Below are 14,430 nucleotides of genomic sequence, written 5' to 3' on the forward strand. Positions count from 1 at the left end.
CCCATGGTGACAGTCCCGACCGCCCTCGCCGGCCGCCACTTCCTCAAGGAGACCGACTTCACCGCGGACGAGTTCCGCAGCCTGGTCGATCTGGCCGCGGAACTGAAGGCCGCGAAGAAGGCCGGGACCGAGACACGGCATCTCCAGGGCAGGAACATCGCGCTGATCTTCGAGAAGACCTCGACGCGCACGCGCTGCGCGTTCGAGGTCGCCGCCGCCGACCAGGGCGCCTCGACGACGTACCTCGACCCCGCCGGCTCGCAGATCGGCCACAAGGAGTCCGTGAAGGACACCGCGCGCGTGCTGGGCCGCATGTTCGACGGTATCGAGTACCGGGGCGACAGCCAGCAGAAGGTCGAGGAACTGGCGGCCTTCGCCGGCGTCCCCGTCTACAACGGCCTGACCGACGACTGGCACCCCACCCAGATGCTCGCCGACGTGCTGACCATGACCGAGCACAGCGACAAGCCCCTGCGCGAGACCGCCTTCGCCTACCTCGGCGACGCCCGCCTGAACATGGGCAACTCCTACCTGGTCACCGGCGCCCTGCTCGGCATGGACGTGCGCATCGTCGCCCCGAAGTCCTACTGGCCCGCCCAGGAGGTCGTCGACCGGGCGAAGGCGCTCGCCGAGTCGAGCGGGGCGCGCGTCACGCTCACCGAGACCCTGGACGAGGGCGTGCGCGGCGCCGACTTCGTCTGCACCGACGTCTGGGTCTCCATGGGCGAGCCCAAGGACGTCTGGGCCGAGCGGATCAAGGCCCTCGCCCCGTACGCCGTGACCATGGACGTCCTGCGCGCCACCGGCAACCCGGACGTGAGGTTCATGCACTGCCTGCCCGCCTTCCACGACCTGGGCACCAAGGTCGGCCAGGAGGTCTTCGAGGCCCACGGTCTCGATTCCCTGGAGGTCACGGACGAGGTCTTCGAGTCCGCGCACTCGGTCGTCTTCGACGAGGCGGAGAACCGGCTGCACACCATCAAGGCGGTCCTGGTCGCCACGCTGGCCTGACCGGGCGGCCGACCAGGGCCGATGTGGCGGCCAGGACCCATGCGGCGGCCAGGACCCATGCAGCGACCAGGCCCGTTATTCTGACCGGCGGCCCCGGAGCCACCCCTTCCGGAGCCGCCGGCCGCGACCACCGTCGCGCCCCCGCACCACCAGAAACGAGCACCACCCGCAATGCCCGCTTCCCGCGTCAAGTCCCCCCACCTCCTCGTCGCCGAATCCGGCGCCGACCGCGAAGGCCACGGCCTGAAGCGCACGATGGGGCTGTTCCAGCTCGTCTGCTTCGGCGTCGGCGCGATCGTCGGCACCGGCATCTTCGTCGGCCTGTCCGACTCGGTCGCCGAGGCCGGCCCGGCCGTCGTCGTCTCCTTCGTGCTGGCCGCCATCACCTGCGTGTTCACCGCGTTCGCCTTCGCCGAGCTGGGCGGCGCGATCCCGGTCTCCGGTTCCTCGTACTCCTTCGCCTACGCCGGACTCGGCGAGCGGACCGCATTCCTGGTCGGCTGGTGCCTGCTGCTGGAGTACGGCGTGTCCGTCTCCGCGGTCGCGGTCGGCTGGAGCCAGTACGTCAACGAACTGCTCGACAGCGTCCTCGGCCTCCAGCTCCCGCACGCGCTCTCCGCGGGCCCCGGCGACGGCGGCGCGGTCAACCTCCCCGCGGTGATCGTCATCGCCCTGGCCTGCGTCCTGCTGGTGCGCGGTGTGCGGGAGAGCGCCCGGGCCACGGCCGCGATGGCCGTCCTCAAGCTGGCCGTCCTGGTCGCCTTCTGCGCCATCGGCTTCCACGCCTTCCAGGACGGCAACCTCAGCCCGTTCTCCCCGGCCGGTCTCGGCGGCATCGGCGCCGGCACCACCGCCGCCTTCTTCTCGTACATCGGCTTCGACGCGATCACCACCGCCGGCGAGGAGGCCAAGAACCCGCGCCGCGACATCCCCATCGCGATCCTGGTCTGCATCGGCCTGGTCACCCTGCTCTACTGCGCGGTCGCCGTCGCGGCGATCGGCGCCGTCGGCGGCGACGCGGTCGGCGACCGGCCCGCCGCGCTGTCGTACGTCGTGAACGAGGTCACCGGCTCCACGGTCGGCGGCGGCGTGGTCGCCTTCGGCGCGGTCGTCGCCATCGCCTCGGTGGTGCTCGCCGTGATGTACGGCCAGACCCGCATCCTGATGTCCATGTCCCGCGACGGTCTGATCCCGCGCGTCTTCGAGAAGGTCTCGCCGCGCACCGCGACCCCCGTCGCCGGCACGCTCATCGTCGGCGTGGTCTTCGCCCTCCCGGCGGCCTTCGCCCCGCTGGACGCGGTGGTCAACCTGTGCACCATCGGCACGCTGGCCACCATGGCCGCCGTGAACGTCTCGGTGATCGCGCTGCGCCGCCGCGAGCCGGGCCTCGCCCGCACCTTCCGGGTGCCGCTCTACCCGGTGACGCCGCTGCTCGGAGTCGCCTTCTGCCTGTACCTGATCTACGAGACGGGCGCGGCGACCTGGCTCCAGTTCGCGGTGTTCCTCGCGGTGGGCCTGCTGGTGTACGCGGCCTACGGGCGCCGGCACTCCCGCCTGGCCCGGGCGGAGGTCACTCCGGAGAGCGACGCGGAGCGGGTACCGCAGGAAGCCTGAACCAGACCGCCTTGCCGGACCCGGTGGGCCGGTGGCCGCAGGACGAGCTCAGGGCGCGGATCAGCAGCAGACCGCGCCCGTGCTCCTGCCAGGGGTCGGGCGGCTCCACGCCGGGCCGGGTGAGGTCACCGGGCGGCGCCGGGTCCGGGTCGTGCACCTCGACCTGGCAGCCGGTCGGCAGCAGTTCCACCACCAGCTCGATCGGCGACCCGCCGGTGGTGTGCTCGACGGCGTTGGCGACCAGCTCCGCCGTGAGCAGTTCCGCGGTGTCGCCGTCCGCCGCGTGCTCCAGCTCGGCCAGCGCCGTGCGGACCAGGGCACGGGCCACCGGCACGGCCGCGGCGGAGTGCGGCAGTGCGATGCGCCAGGAGGCGGGAGCTTGCGGGTGATCGTGCACGACGAGTCCGTTCCGGAGCAGGCTGTCGTCCTGTCCTGCTTTCAACCTTGTGAATGGTACGGCGCCACCCGGCAGAGGCGTTCGACGGGCACCTCCCGGGACCTTCGGCCCCGGTACGGGGCGGCCTACCCAGGTGAACGCCGTCCCTCGCACGTTTGCTCCCGCTGTTACCGCGTCATCGACGGCCGGTGACTTCCGGCGGACCAGGTTATCGCGCCCTCGTGACGACGGTCACAGATGGGTGATAGCTTCGGAGGCGTACCGAGACGTAGCGCTCAGTGGCCGTGCCCGCCCTAGGAGGCCGCCCGTCATGAGTCCCTTCACCGGCTCCGCCGCCCCCACCCCCGACTGGCGGCACCTGCGCGTCGATCTCACCGACGGTGTCGCCACCGTCACCCTCGCCCGGCCCGACAAGCTCAACGCCCTGACCTTCGAGGCCTACGCCGACCTGCGCGACCTCCTGGCCGAGCTGTCCCGGTCGAGGTCCGTACGGGCCCTGGTGCTGGCCGGCGAGGGGCGCGGCTTCTGCTCCGGAGGCGACGTCGACGAGATCATCGGCGCGACCCTGTCCATGGACACCGCCCAGCTGCTGGACTTCAACCGCATGACGGGCCAGGTGGTGCGGGCCGTCAGGGAGTGCCCGTTCCCGGTGGTCGCCGCGCTGCACGGCGTCGCGGCGGGCGCGGGCGCGGTCCTCGCGCTGGCCGCCGACTTCCGGGTCGCCGACCCGTCCGCCCGCTTCGCCTTCCTCTTCACCCGCGTCGGCCTGTCCGGCGGTGACATGGGCGCCGCCTACCTGCTGCCCCGCGTCGTCGGGCTCGGCCACGCCACCCGGCTGCTGATGCTGGGCGAACCGGTACGGGCGCCCGAGGCCGAGCGGATCGGCCTGATCAGCGAGCTGACCGACGAGGGCCGCGCCGACGAGGCCGCCCGGTCCCTCGCTCGCCGCCTGGCCGACGGGCCGGCCCTGGCGTACGCCCAGACCAAGGCCCTCCTCACCGCCGAACTGGACATGCCGCTCGCGGCGGCCGTGGAACTGGACGCCTCCACCCAGGCGCTCCTGATGAACGGCGAGGACTACGCCGAGTTCCACGCGGCCTTCACGGAGAAGCGGCGGCCGAAATGGCAGGGACGGTGACCGTGCCGACGGGAGGGGCGCGGGACGGTGCCGATCCGCGGCTCCGCGGGGCGCGGCCGACCACAGACACCCCGCGGCCGCATGCCGAGACGCGTCACCCCCTGCGGGTCGCGATCGCCGGCGGCGGCCCCGGCGGCCTCTACGCCGCCGCCCTCCTCAAACGCCTCGACCCCGGCCGCCGGGTCACCGTCTGGGAGCGCAACGCCCCCGACGACACCTTCGGCTTCGGTGTCGTCCTCTCCGACGAAACGCTGGGCGGCATCGAACACGCCGACGCGGTCGTCTACGCGGCCCTCAAGAAGGACTTCGTCCGCTGGGACGACATCGACATCGTGCACCGGGGCACCCGCCACACCTCCGGGGGGCACGGCTTCGCGGCTCTCGGCCGCCGCCGCCTCCTGGAGATCCTGCACGAGCGCTGCCACGCCCTCGGCGTCGAGCTGCGGTTCCGCGCCGAGGCCCCGGACCCGGCCCTGCTGGCGCAGACGTACGACCTCGTCGTCGCCGCCGACGGGGTGCACAGCACCGCCCGCGACGCCTACCGCGACGCCTTCCGGCCCACCCTCACCGGCCACCGCTGCCGCTACATCTGGCTGGCCGCCGACTTCGCCTTCGACGCCTTCCGCTTCGAGATCGCCGAGACCGGGCACGGCGTGATGCAACTGCACGGCTACCCGTACGCGGCAGACGCGTCGACCGTCATCGTGGAGATGCGCGACGAGGTCTGGCGGGCGGCCGGCTTCGACGAAATGGACGTGTCCGAGTCCACCGCACGCTGTGCCAAGATCTTCGCCGACGCCCTCGGCGGCCGGCCGCTGAGGGCCGGCAGGTCGGCGTGGACCACCTTCCGCACGGTGGTCAACGAACGCTGGTCGCACGGCAACACCGTCCTGATCGGCGACGCCGCCCACACGGCCCACTTCTCCATCGGCTCGGGCACCAAGCTCGCCGTGGAGGACGCCCTCGCGCTCGCCGCCTGCCTGGAGGAACAGCCCACACTCGCGCAGGCGCTCAGCGCCTACGAGGAGGAGCGGCGTCCCGTCGTCGCCTCCACGCAGCGGGCGGCCCGGGCCAGCCTGGAGTGGTTCGAGGACCTGCCCCGGTACCTGGACCAGCCGCCCCGCCAGTTCGCCTTCAACCTCCTCACCCGCAGCCGCCGCGTCACCCACGACAACCTGCGGCTGCGCGACGCCCGCTTCACCGGCGCCGTCGAGCGCGAGTTCGGCTGCCCGCCCGGCACGCCCCCGATGTTCACCCCGTTCCGGCTGCGCGGTCTGACCCTGCGCAACCGCGTCGTCGTCTCCCCGATGGACATGTACTCGGCCACCGACGGCGTCCCCGGCGACTTCCACCTGGTCCACCTGGGCGCGCGGGCCCTGGGCGGCGCCGGACTGGTGATGACCGAGATGGTGTGCGTCAGCGAGCAGGGCCGCATCACTCCGGGCTGCGCGGGCCTCTACACCGGACGCCAGGCCGAGTCGTGGCGGCGGATCACGGACTTCGTGCACGCGCAGGCGCCCGGCACCGCGATCGGCGTGCAACTCGGGCACAGCGGGCGCAAGGGCTCGACCCGGCTGATGTGGGAGGGCATGGACGAACCGCTCCCCGACGGCAACTGGCCCCTCGTGGCGGCCTCCCCGCTGCCGTACAAACCGGGCGGCCAGACCCCGCGCGAGCTGTCCCGGGCGCGGCTGACGGACATCCGGGAGCAGTTCACGGCCGCCGCCGTCCGCGCCTCCCGGGCCGGTTTCGACCTGCTCGAACTGCACTGCGCCCACGGCTACCTGCTCTCCGGGTTCCTCTCGCCGCTCACCAACCACCGCACCGACGCCTACGGCGGCCCGCTGGAGAAGCGGCTCCGCTTCCCGCTGGAGGTCTTCGACGCCGTACGCGGCGTGTGGCCGCCGGAGCGGCCGATGACGGTCCGCGTCTCCGCCACCGACTGGGCCGAGGGCGGCACGAGCGCCGAGGAGGCCGTGGCGATCGCGCGCGCCTTCGCGGCGCACGGCGCCGACGCCGTCGACGTGTCCACGGGGCAGGTCGTGGCCGGGGAGCGCCCGGAGTTCGGGCGGTCGTACCAGACGCCGTACGCGGACCGCATCCGGCACGAGGCGGGCGTCCCGGTGATCGCCGTGGGCGCGATCTCCTCCTGGGACGACGTCAACTCGCTGATCCTGGCCGGCCGCACCGACCTGTGCGCACTCGCCCGCCCCCACCTCTACGACCCGCACTGGACCCTGCACGCGGCGGCCGAGCAGGGCTACGAGGGGCCGGGCGCCGTGTGGCCCGCACCGTACCGGGCGGGCAGCCGCCGGCCGGTGACCGGACGCACCGACGCGCCCAGGCCGAGGCTCACGCTGCACGGCCCGCGTCAGGACGTGTAGCCCCAGGCCGCGCAGATCCCGCGCAGCCGCTCGGGGACCTCGTCCTCCTTGGGCAGCGCGCGCCCCGGCTGCACGGTGCCGGTGCGGATGTTCTCGCGCCAGTCGCCGAGCCCGCGGACCAGCTCGCGGTCGCTCTTCCTGCCGTAGTCCAGCATCGCCGGCGCGTAGTCGACACCGAGGAACGCGCACAGGCGGCGCATCTCCCGCTCGGGGTCGGCGGTGATGTCCTCGTAGCGCACGGTGAAGCCGTCGGTGTCGGCCGTGCGGGCCTCCTCGACGGCCGTCATGTAGCGCAGCACGTCGGTGACGGCGGTGTTGAGCGGCCGCTTGACGGGGTCGGTCTCGTGCCAGGAACGGGCGATCGAACCGGGGTGGCGCAGCAGGAAGACGAAGCGCGCGTCGGGCCAGCAGTCCTTGAGACGCCGGTACATATAGGCGTTGGCCGGGGTCTTCTCCACGACGAAGTCCTTGCCGGACCTGACCAGTTCGCGGTGCAGGACGCGGTCCCACAGCAGGTGCTCCAGGTCACCGCGCTCCAGGCCGAGGGCGCCCATCGCGCGCTCGGAGAACCAGTTGGCACAGGTGACCTCCAGCCGGCCGATGTGCAGTTCGTGCGGGGCGTGCAGCCGCGGGTGGGCGCCCAGCATCATGCGCAGAAGGGTGGAGCCGGAGCGGATGGACGAGATGATGAAGACGGGCCGCCGCAGCAGCCGGTCGGTCGCCAGCTCCTCGGCCGACGGAGACCGGTACGCGGCCGCGGGCCGCTGCGCGGGTTCCGGCGCAGCGGCGGACTTCTTGCCCTGCGCCCCCTTCGCCGCCTGGGGAGCTCTCCGTACCTGGAGGCCGGTGGTGACGGTGAGGGCCCGGTTCAAGTTACGCGCGAGACTCATGCGTCCGCACGGTAGGTGAGAAACCTGAGAAGAGGGTCTGAGAAGGCTGAGGGTTCCCTGATCCAGGAGAAGTGTGACGCGAGTCACTGCTCAGGGTGGTCCGTGGACGTTCCGGGCATCGCGTAGACCGCGCCCGCGTCCCGCAGCCGCTCGTGCAGGGCCCGGAAGACGGCCGCCGAGCGCGTGCCCGGCCAGCCCTCGGGGAGCAGCCGGTCGGGCAGCCCGGGGTCGGCGTAGGGCAGGTGGCGCCAGGAGTCCAGGGCGAGGAGGTAGTCGCGGTAGGCCTCCTCGGGCGGAGTGTCGGCCCGGCGCTCCCAGTCGTGCAGCACGCGCGCGTGGCGGTCGAGGAACGCCTCGTGCTCCTTGGCGATCGCGGCCAGGTCCCACCAGCGGGCCGCCGCCTCGGCGGTCGGCGTGAAGCCCAGGTGCTCACCGCGGAAGAAGTCCACGTAGGTGTCCAGGCCCAGGCGGCCCAGCGCGTGCCGGGTCTCCTCGTACAGGCGCGCCGGTGCGATCCACACGCCGGGTGCCGCGGTGCCGAAGCCGAGACCGGCCAGGCGGGAGCGCAGCACGTGCCGCTTCTGCCGCTCCGACTCGGGCACGGAGAACACCGCCAGCACCCAGCCCTCGTCCTCGTGGGGCGCCGTGGCGTAGATGCGCCGGTCGCCGTCTTCCAGCAACTGCCGTGCCTCGGTGGAGAGTTCGTATCCTGCCGCGCCGTCGGCCGTGCGCGCGGGCAGGAGCAGCCCGCGCCGCTTGAGCCGGGAAACCGACGAGCGTACGGAGGGGGCGTCCACCCCCACCGCGGCCAGCAGCCGGATCAGCTCGGCGACGGGCACCGGACCCGGCGCGTAACGGCCGTACGCGCCGTAGAGCGTGACGATCAGGGATCTCGGGGCGTGCTGCGCGTGCTGGTCGGACACGTTGATCATCTTAGGTTGTCGTCATCACGTCCGACCGCCGCGGGGACCGTGACCGGGTGGGGGCAGGAGCCGGTAGCGCTGGAGCTTGCCGGTCGCCGTGCGCGGCAGCGCGTCCCGGAAGACGATCTCGCGCGGGCACTTGTACGGCGCCAGCTCGGCCCGGAGGAACGCGCGCAACGCGTCGGCGTCCCGCTCGGCGCCCTCCCTGAGTACGGCGTGGGCCACCACGACCTGTCCGCGGTGGGAGTCGGGCCGGCCCACCACGGCCGCCTCCACCACGTCCGGATGGCGCAGCAGCGCGTCCTCCACCTCGGGCCCGGCGATGTTGTAGCCCGCGGAAATGATCATGTCGTCGGCGCGGGCCACGTACCGGAAGTACCCGTCTGGCTCGCGCACGTACGTGTCCCCGGTGACGTTCCAGCCGTCGCGCACGTACTCCCGCTGCCGCGGGTCGGCGAGGTACCGGCAGCCCACCGGCCCGCGCACCGCCAGCAGCCCGGGCTCCCCGTCGGCCACCGGCGCGCCGTTCTCGTCCTGCACGCGCGCGTGCCATCCCGGCACCGGGACGCCGGTCGTGCCGGGCCTGATGTCGTCGTCGGCCGCGGAGACGAAGATGTGCAGCAGCTCCGTGGCGCCGATGCCGTTGATGACGCGCAGGCCGGTGCGCTCGTGCCAGGCCCGCCAGGTGGCGGCGGGCAGGTTCTCGCCCGCCGACACACAGCGCCTGAGGCACGTCACGTCGTAGGCGTCGAGCTCGTCGAGCATCGCGCGGTACGCCGTCGGAGCGGTGAACAGCACCGAGGCCCGGTGCTCGGCGATCGCGGGCAACAACTGCCTGGGGCCCGCCTGTTCGAGGAGCAGTGCGCTCGCCCCGGCCCGCAGCGGGAAGATCACCAGTCCGCCGAGTCCGAAGGTGAAGCCGAGCGGCGGGCTGCCCGCGAAGAGGTCGTCCGGACGCGGCTTGAGCACATGCCGCGAGAAGGTGTCGGCGATCGCCAGCACGTCACGGTGGAAGTGCATGCAGCCCTTGGGACGCCCGGTGGTGCCCGAGGTGAAGGCGATCAGTGCCACGTCGTCGGCCGCGGTGTCCACGGCCCGGTACGGCCCGTCGGGCACGGTGCCGGCTGCCCCACGGGTGAGCAGGTCGTCGGGCGCGTCCCCGCCGTACGTGGTGATCCGCAGCCCGGGGACCTCCGCCTTGGCGAGGTCGTCGACGGTCCGCACGTCGCACAGGGCGTGCCGCACCCGAGCGATCTCGCAGACGGCGCGCAGCTCGTGCGGGCGCTGCTGGGCCAGCACGGTGACCGCCACCGCGCCCGCCTTCAGCACCGCCAGCCAGCAGGCGGCCAGCCACGGTGTGGTGGGGCCGCGCAGCAGAACCCGGTTGCCCGGGACGACGCCGAGATCGCCGCTGAGGAGATGGGCGAGCCGGTCGACGCGGGCCCGCAGCCGGCCGTAGGTCCAGCGGTCCCCCGACGCGGTGCGGAAGACCGGGCGGTCGTCGGGCGGACCGGTGAGCAGCTCGGCGGCGCAGTTCAGCCGCTCGGGGTAGCGCAGCTCCGGCAGGTCGAAGAGGAGCCCCGGCCACTGGTCCGGGGGCGGCAGGTGCTCGCGGGTGAAGGTGTCGATGTGGCCGGAGCGGTGCGGTTCCGCGCGGTGCGTCTCCGCCATGGCGGTTCGCCCCCTTTGTCGTGGTGGGCTCGCGCAAGGAGCGTATCGTGTTGGTGACGACAGTCAACGGTGCGCGATAACCTCGAGTGTGGCCCAGCGGCAGGGGAGCAGCGACGTAGCAGGGGAAGGGACCGGCGGTGACCGCATTCTCGCTCGAACCGGCACAAGTCACCTGGTGCGCCGAGCTGCGCGCCCTGGCCGCCGAACGGTTGCGCCCACTGGCGGAGAAGGGCGAACCGGGCCGCGTGAACCGGGCCCTGCTCACCCAGCTCGGCATCCTCGGCCTGCTGCCCCGCCTGTTCTCCTCGGGCGCGCTCGACCTGTGCCTGATGCGCGAGTCCCTCGCCCACGCCTGCACCGAGGCCGAGACCGCCCTCGCCCTCCAGGGCCTCGGCGCCCACCCGGTCCACGCCCACGGCACCGAGGCCCAGCGCGCCCGCTGGCTGCCCCGCGTGAGCGACGGCAGGGCGGTGGCCGCCTTCGCCCTCAGCGAGCCCGACGCCGGCTCGGACGCGGCGGCGCTGAGGCTCAGGGCGGAACCGGCCGCGGGGCGGACCGCCGCCGGGCACGGCGGGGAGCGGCGCCCGCCCTCCCCGGACGACGCCACGCGGGCCGCCCCCGGTCGCCACGCGGGCACGGGCCCCTCGGCTCCGGAGGCCGCGCGGCCCGCCGCCGGGCTCCCCGGGCGGGCGCGGCCGCCCGGCGACCGGCCGGGCACGTCCCAGGGTGCGGCCGCCCTGGCCGCCGACCGTGACGGCCGCTCCGGTTGGCGGCTCACCGGCGAGAAGTGCTGGATCTCCAACGCCCCCGAGGCCGACTTCTACACCGTCTTCGCCCGCACCACCCCCGGCGCCGGTGTCCGCGGCGTGACGGCCTTCCTCGTCCCCGCCGACCGTCCCGGCCTCACCGGCACCCCCCTCGACATGCTCTCCCCGCACCCCATCGGTGCCCTCGCCTTCGACGCCGTGCCCGTCACGGCGGACGACGTGCTCGGCGAGCCGGACCACGGCTTCCGGGTCGCCATGGACACCCTCAACCTGTTCCGCCCCAGCGTCGGCGCCTTCGCCGTCGGCATGGCGCAGGCCGCGCTGGACGCCACCCTGGCGCACACCACCGCCCGCGACGCCTTCGGCGGCAAGCTGCGCGACCTCCAGACCGTCTCCCACCAGGTCGCCGAGATGGCCCTGCGCACCGAGGCGGCCCGACTGATGGTCTACGCGGCGGCGACGGCGTACGACGACAACGCGCCGGACGTCCCGCGGCGCGCCGCGATGGCCAAACTCCTCGCCACCGAGACCGCCCAGTACGTCGTCGACAAGGCCGTCCAACTGCACGGCGCCCGCGCCCTGCGCCGCGGCCACCTCCTCGAACACCTCTACCGCGAGGTGCGCGCCCCCCGCGTCTACGAGGGCGCCAGCGAGGTACAACGCGGCATCATCGCCAAGGAGCTGTACCGAGCGCACGCCGCGACGGCGAAGGAGGCCGGCGCATGACCGCCGAACGGGTGAATCCGCCCGAACTCTCCCCGCCCACCGGTTTCTCCCACGCCGTCGTCGCCACCGGCACCCGCGTCGTGTTCCTGGCCGGCCAGACCGCCCTCGACAACGACGGCAAGGTCACCGGCGACACGCTCCCCGCCCAGTTCGAGAAGGCCCTCACCAACCTCCTGACCGCCCTGCGCGCCGCCGGCGGCACCCCCGCCGACCTCGCCCGCGTCACCGTCTACGCCACGGACGTCGCCGCCTACCGCACCCACGCCGCCGACCTCGGCCGGACCTGGCACCGACTGGCGGGCCGCGACTACCCGGCGATGGCGGTCGTGGAGGTCGTACGCCTGTGGGACGAGCGGGCCCTGGTGGAACTCGACGGATTCGCCGTACTGCCGTAGCCGTACGGTCGTAGCAGGACGGCTACGACCGTACGGCCGTAAACACCTCGGCAGCCGGCCCTGCGCCGCAGCCCTGCGGCATCGGCCCTTCCGCCGTGACCGCCACCGAAGTGGGGCCCACTGCCGTAAGGCCCGCGTCCGCCCTAGAGTTCCGCCATGCCGGACATCCAACTGACCGCGGGAACCATCGAGTACGACGACACCGGCGGCGACGGCCCCGTCGTCGTCCTGCTCCACGGCCTCGTCCACGACGCGACCGTCTGGCGCGAGGTCCTCGCCGACCTGCGCACCGACCACCGGGTGATCGCACCGACCCTGCCCTACGGCGCCCACCGCAGGCCCATGTCCCGGCCGCCCACGCCCGACCTGGTCAACGAACTGATCGCGGAATTCCTCGACCGACTGGACCTGACCGACGTCACCCTGGTCGAGAACGACTGCGGACGGGCCCAGACGGTGGCGGCCCGGCACCCGGAGCGCCTCGCGCGGCTGGCGCTCGTCGCGTGCGAGGCCTTCGACAACTACCCGCCCGGCCTGCCCGGCAAGATGATCAGCGCCGCCTGCCGGGTGCCCGGCGGCGTCTCCTTGCTGGTGCGCACCCTGGGGTGGAAACCGCTGCGCCGCCTGCCCGTCGGCATCGGCGCGCTCACCAAGCGGCCCGTGCCGGACGCGATCGTCGACGGCTGGCTGCGCCCACTGCGCACCGACCCGGCCATCCGGCGCGACTTCCGGCACTACGGCACACACGTCCGCCGCGATGAACTGCTCGAGGCCGCCCAGGGCTTGCGGAGGTTCGACCGGCCCGCGCTCGTCGTCTGGGCGACCGAGGACCTGATGATGCCCCGCGCGCACGGCCGGCGGCTGGCCGAACTCCTCCCGCGGGGACGGCTGGTGGAGATCGAGGACGCCCGGACGCTGATCCCCGAGGACCAGCCGGAACTGCTCGCCTCCCTGCTGCGGGAGTTCATCGCCGAGAAGCGCTGAACGCCGGCCGGCGGGGCGGTCAGGCCGCCATCGCCAGGCGCCCCGCGGTCTCCCGGCGCGGCGCGACGACGCGGCCGTCGGGCCGCAGCTCGCCGGTGTCGTCGAAGACGATCGTGCCGTCGCACAGCAGGTGCCACCCCTGCTCGGGATGGGCGGCGACGACGTGCACGGTCACGACCGGGCCGGCGGGGGAGTCGGCTGCGGGGCAGGAAGGCCGGTGGGTACACATGGCGCACCTCCACGTCGGGAGACCGTCCCGCCGTCGGGACCGTCGCATGTACAGACCGTGCGCCCGGCGGGAAGTCATCGCCAAGACCCGGGCGGCAAGCGTGACAACACCCGGACAACCCGGCGACGGTCCCACGACGGCCGGAGCGGACTCGCCACCGAAGGGGTGACGGTCACCGCCGCCGGCCCGTCCGCCCGGTACCAGTGGAACCCCCATTCCGACCGACCGGGAGGTCTCCCATGCCCGTACGATCCGCGGCTCTCGCCACGGCCGCCGGCGCCGCCCTGCTGCTGGCCGCCCCCGCCGCGACGGCGGCTCCCCACGACGCCCGCCACGTCACGGAGTCGGTGACGGTCGACCCGACCGGCCGCCTCGCCGCGGACGGCACCGTCACCCTCTCCGGCACCTACCGGTGCACCGCCGGCACCGGCGCCGTCTTCGTCAGCTCCTCCGTGAGCCAGAGCGACCCGTCCGTCCGGTACGGCATCGGCGGCACCCGCGCGGTCTGCGATGGCCTGGAGCACCGCTGGGTCAACACGGGCACGCCCTCCGCGAACGCCCTGAAGCCCGGCGCGGCCCACGTCGAGGCCACCCTGATGGAGCTGCGGCCCATGGGCGGCCTGCCCCTCCCGGCCTTCCACGCCCGCCACGGCCAGAACGTGACCCTCACGGAGGCCTGACCCCTCCTCGCCCCCACCCGGTGGGGGCGGGCACGATCGGAGCGTTTGTCCCGGCGCGGCGTCCCTTGGACGGCGTGTCGCCGGGGCGAACGCTCCCGTCCGGGCTTGAAGCCCGGGGCGGGGGCGCTGGAGGGTGAGGAGACGGTCGGCGTAGACCCGGCGCGGTTCGTGGCAGAGCGGCTTGAGCCGGCCGTTGCCGTCCACCGCCGACCAGGAGCTGACCGGCCAGCAGTCGTTGAGTTGCCGGCCATTTCCTGCAGTTCATCCGAGGAATTCCCAGATCGTCGGACGAGGCCGCGCGGATCGACGGCGCCAATTCCTTCACCAGCTACCGGAAAATAATCTTTCCACTGCTCAAGCCGGCGACCGCGACGGTCGTCGTCATCAAGGGCGTCACCACGTACAACGACTTCTGCATTCCGTTCCTCTGCATGCCCTCGGAGGAACTGGGCACCAGCTCGACCGCGCTTTTCCGTTTCAAGGGGCCGTTCGGTGCCCGCTGGGAGCACATCTCCGCCGGAGCCGTCCTGGTGATCGTCCCGACCCTGGCGGTGCTCCTGTTCCTGCGCTACGTCTACAACGGGTTCGCCCGGGACGCCGCCAAGTAGTGACGCCCGCGGC

At 73.3% G+C, this 14,430-nt stretch carries 13 protein-coding genes and 1 pseudogene; 9 read left to right on the forward strand and 5 right to left on the reverse strand.

All coding sequences use genetic code 11. The features are described from left to right. Positions 1-3 precede the first annotated feature (3 nt). Both argF and ACZ4V1_RS21965 read left to right on the forward strand, forming a co-directional pair. Positions 4-1,011: an ornithine carbamoyltransferase gene (argF, locus tag ACZ4V1_RS21960; protein WP_468338650.1), complete on the forward strand. Its 1,008-nt coding sequence runs from the start codon at positions 4-6 to the stop codon at positions 1,009-1,011. 171 nt (positions 1,012-1,182) lie between these two features. Next, positions 1,183-2,625 carry an amino acid permease gene (locus tag ACZ4V1_RS21965; protein ID WP_468338652.1) on the forward strand — a complete coding sequence of 481 codons (1,443 nt, stop codon included), beginning with the start codon at positions 1,183-1,185 and terminating at the stop codon, positions 2,623-2,625. Here the strand turns inward: ACZ4V1_RS21965 and ACZ4V1_RS21970 are convergent. Continuing rightward, positions 2,582-3,022, reverse strand: a complete 441-nt coding sequence (locus ACZ4V1_RS21970; RefSeq protein ID WP_468338890.1) for an ATP-binding protein — start codon at positions 3,020-3,022, stop codon at positions 2,582-2,584. The two genes, ACZ4V1_RS21965 and ACZ4V1_RS21970, sit on opposite strands and share 44 nt — an antisense overlap. Positions 3,023-3,332: 310 nt before the next feature. Between ACZ4V1_RS21970 and ACZ4V1_RS21975 the strand changes: the two genes are divergently transcribed. After that, positions 3,333-4,160, forward strand: coding sequence for an enoyl-CoA hydratase family protein (locus ACZ4V1_RS21975; protein WP_468338654.1), 828 nt, complete (start codon positions 3,333-3,335; stop codon positions 4,158-4,160). Further along, positions 4,145-6,544, forward strand: a complete 2,400-nt coding sequence (locus ACZ4V1_RS21980) for a bifunctional salicylyl-CoA 5-hydroxylase/oxidoreductase (RefSeq protein WP_468338656.1) — start codon at positions 4,145-4,147, stop codon at positions 6,542-6,544. Before ACZ4V1_RS21975 ends, ACZ4V1_RS21980 begins: the two co-directional genes overlap by 16 nt. Here the strand turns inward: ACZ4V1_RS21980 and ACZ4V1_RS21985 are convergent. The 3 genes from ACZ4V1_RS21985 to ACZ4V1_RS21995 all read right to left on the reverse strand — a co-directional run bounded on the left by ACZ4V1_RS21985 (position 6,532) and on the right by ACZ4V1_RS21995 (position 10,091). Further along, positions 6,532-7,434 (reverse strand): sulfotransferase family protein, encoded by a 903-nt coding sequence (locus ACZ4V1_RS21985; protein ID WP_468338658.1) that lies wholly within the window; start codon positions 7,432-7,434, stop codon positions 6,532-6,534. The genes ACZ4V1_RS21980 and ACZ4V1_RS21985 overlap by 13 nt on opposite strands. An 83-nt stretch (positions 7,435-7,517) precedes the next feature. Next, a complete protein-coding gene (locus ACZ4V1_RS21990; RefSeq protein WP_468338660.1) occupies positions 7,518-8,366 on the reverse strand; it encodes a PaaX family transcriptional regulator in 849 nt (282 codons plus the stop codon). A 15-nt stretch (positions 8,367-8,381) separates the two neighbouring features. Further along, positions 8,382-10,091, reverse strand: coding sequence for an AMP-binding protein (locus tag ACZ4V1_RS21995; RefSeq protein ID WP_468338892.1), 1,710 nt, complete (start codon positions 10,089-10,091; stop codon positions 8,382-8,384). A gap of 74 nt (positions 10,092-10,165) precedes the next feature. Here ACZ4V1_RS21995 and ACZ4V1_RS22000 point away from each other — a divergent pair, with 74 nt between their 5' ends. The 3 genes from ACZ4V1_RS22000 (at position 10,166) to ACZ4V1_RS22010 (ending at position 12,900) form a co-directional block, all read left to right on the forward strand. Then, positions 10,166-11,521: an acyl-CoA dehydrogenase family protein gene (locus ACZ4V1_RS22000; RefSeq protein WP_468338662.1), complete on the forward strand. Its 1,356-nt coding sequence runs from the start codon at positions 10,166-10,168 to the stop codon at positions 11,519-11,521. Continuing rightward, positions 11,518-11,916, forward strand: coding sequence for a RidA family protein (locus ACZ4V1_RS22005; protein ID WP_468338664.1), 399 nt, complete (start codon positions 11,518-11,520; stop codon positions 11,914-11,916). The genes ACZ4V1_RS22000 and ACZ4V1_RS22005 overlap by 4 nt, the downstream gene beginning before the upstream one ends. A 156-nt stretch (positions 11,917-12,072) precedes the next feature. Beyond that, complete coding sequence (locus ACZ4V1_RS22010) at positions 12,073-12,900, forward strand: alpha/beta fold hydrolase (RefSeq protein WP_468338666.1); 828 nt, start codon at positions 12,073-12,075, stop codon at positions 12,898-12,900. A 19-nt stretch (positions 12,901-12,919) separates the two neighbouring features. Here the strand turns inward: ACZ4V1_RS22010 and ACZ4V1_RS22015 are convergent, their stop codons facing one another. Next, complete coding sequence (locus ACZ4V1_RS22015) at positions 12,920-13,129, reverse strand: DUF5999 family protein (protein ID WP_468338668.1); 210 nt, start codon at positions 13,127-13,129, stop codon at positions 12,920-12,922. Between the two features lie 239 nt (positions 13,130-13,368). On the opposite strand from ACZ4V1_RS22015, the gene ACZ4V1_RS22020 reads away from it, so the two are divergent. Then, complete coding sequence (locus tag ACZ4V1_RS22020; protein ID WP_468338670.1) at positions 13,369-13,809, forward strand: DUF6299 family protein; 441 nt, start codon at positions 13,369-13,371, stop codon at positions 13,807-13,809. Positions 13,810-14,060: 251 nt separating this feature from the next. Then, positions 14,061-14,417: pseudogene (locus ACZ4V1_RS22025) on the forward strand (ABC transporter permease subunit); the annotation flags it as partial. Positions 14,418-14,430: the final 13 nt, after the last annotated feature.

This window comes from Streptomyces sp. NPDC028991, from assembly GCF_055564775.1.

Excerpts from the sequence above, each read along its gene's own strand:
- ACZ4V1_RS21990 (WP_468338660.1), bottom strand. The coding sequence starts at position 8,366 with ATGATCAACGTGTCCGACCAGCACGCGCAGCACGCCCCGAGATCCCTG.
- ACZ4V1_RS21965 (WP_468338652.1), top strand. The coding sequence starts at position 1,183 with ATGCCCGCTTCCCGCGTCAAGTCCCCCCACCTCCTCGTCGCCGAATCC.
- ACZ4V1_RS22005 (WP_468338664.1), top strand. The coding sequence starts at position 11,518 with ATGACCGCCGAACGGGTGAATCCGCCCGAACTCTCCCCGCCCACCGGT.
- ACZ4V1_RS21985 (WP_468338658.1), bottom strand. The coding sequence starts at position 7,434 with ATGAGTCTCGCGCGTAACTTGAACCGGGCCCTCACCGTCACCACCGGC.
- ACZ4V1_RS21980 (WP_468338656.1), top strand. The coding sequence starts at position 4,145 with ATGGCAGGGACGGTGACCGTGCCGACGGGAGGGGCGCGGGACGGTGCC.
- argF (WP_468338650.1), top strand. The coding sequence starts at position 4 with ATGGTGACAGTCCCGACCGCCCTCGCCGGCCGCCACTTCCTCAAGGAG.
- ACZ4V1_RS22020 (WP_468338670.1), top strand. The coding sequence starts at position 13,369 with ATGCCCGTACGATCCGCGGCTCTCGCCACGGCCGCCGGCGCCGCCCTG.
- ACZ4V1_RS22015 (WP_468338668.1), bottom strand. The coding sequence starts at position 13,129 with ATGTGTACCCACCGGCCTTCCTGCCCCGCAGCCGACTCCCCCGCCGGC.
- ACZ4V1_RS22010 (WP_468338666.1), top strand. The coding sequence starts at position 12,073 with ATGCCGGACATCCAACTGACCGCGGGAACCATCGAGTACGACGACACC.
- ACZ4V1_RS21975 (WP_468338654.1), top strand. The coding sequence starts at position 3,333 with ATGAGTCCCTTCACCGGCTCCGCCGCCCCCACCCCCGACTGGCGGCAC.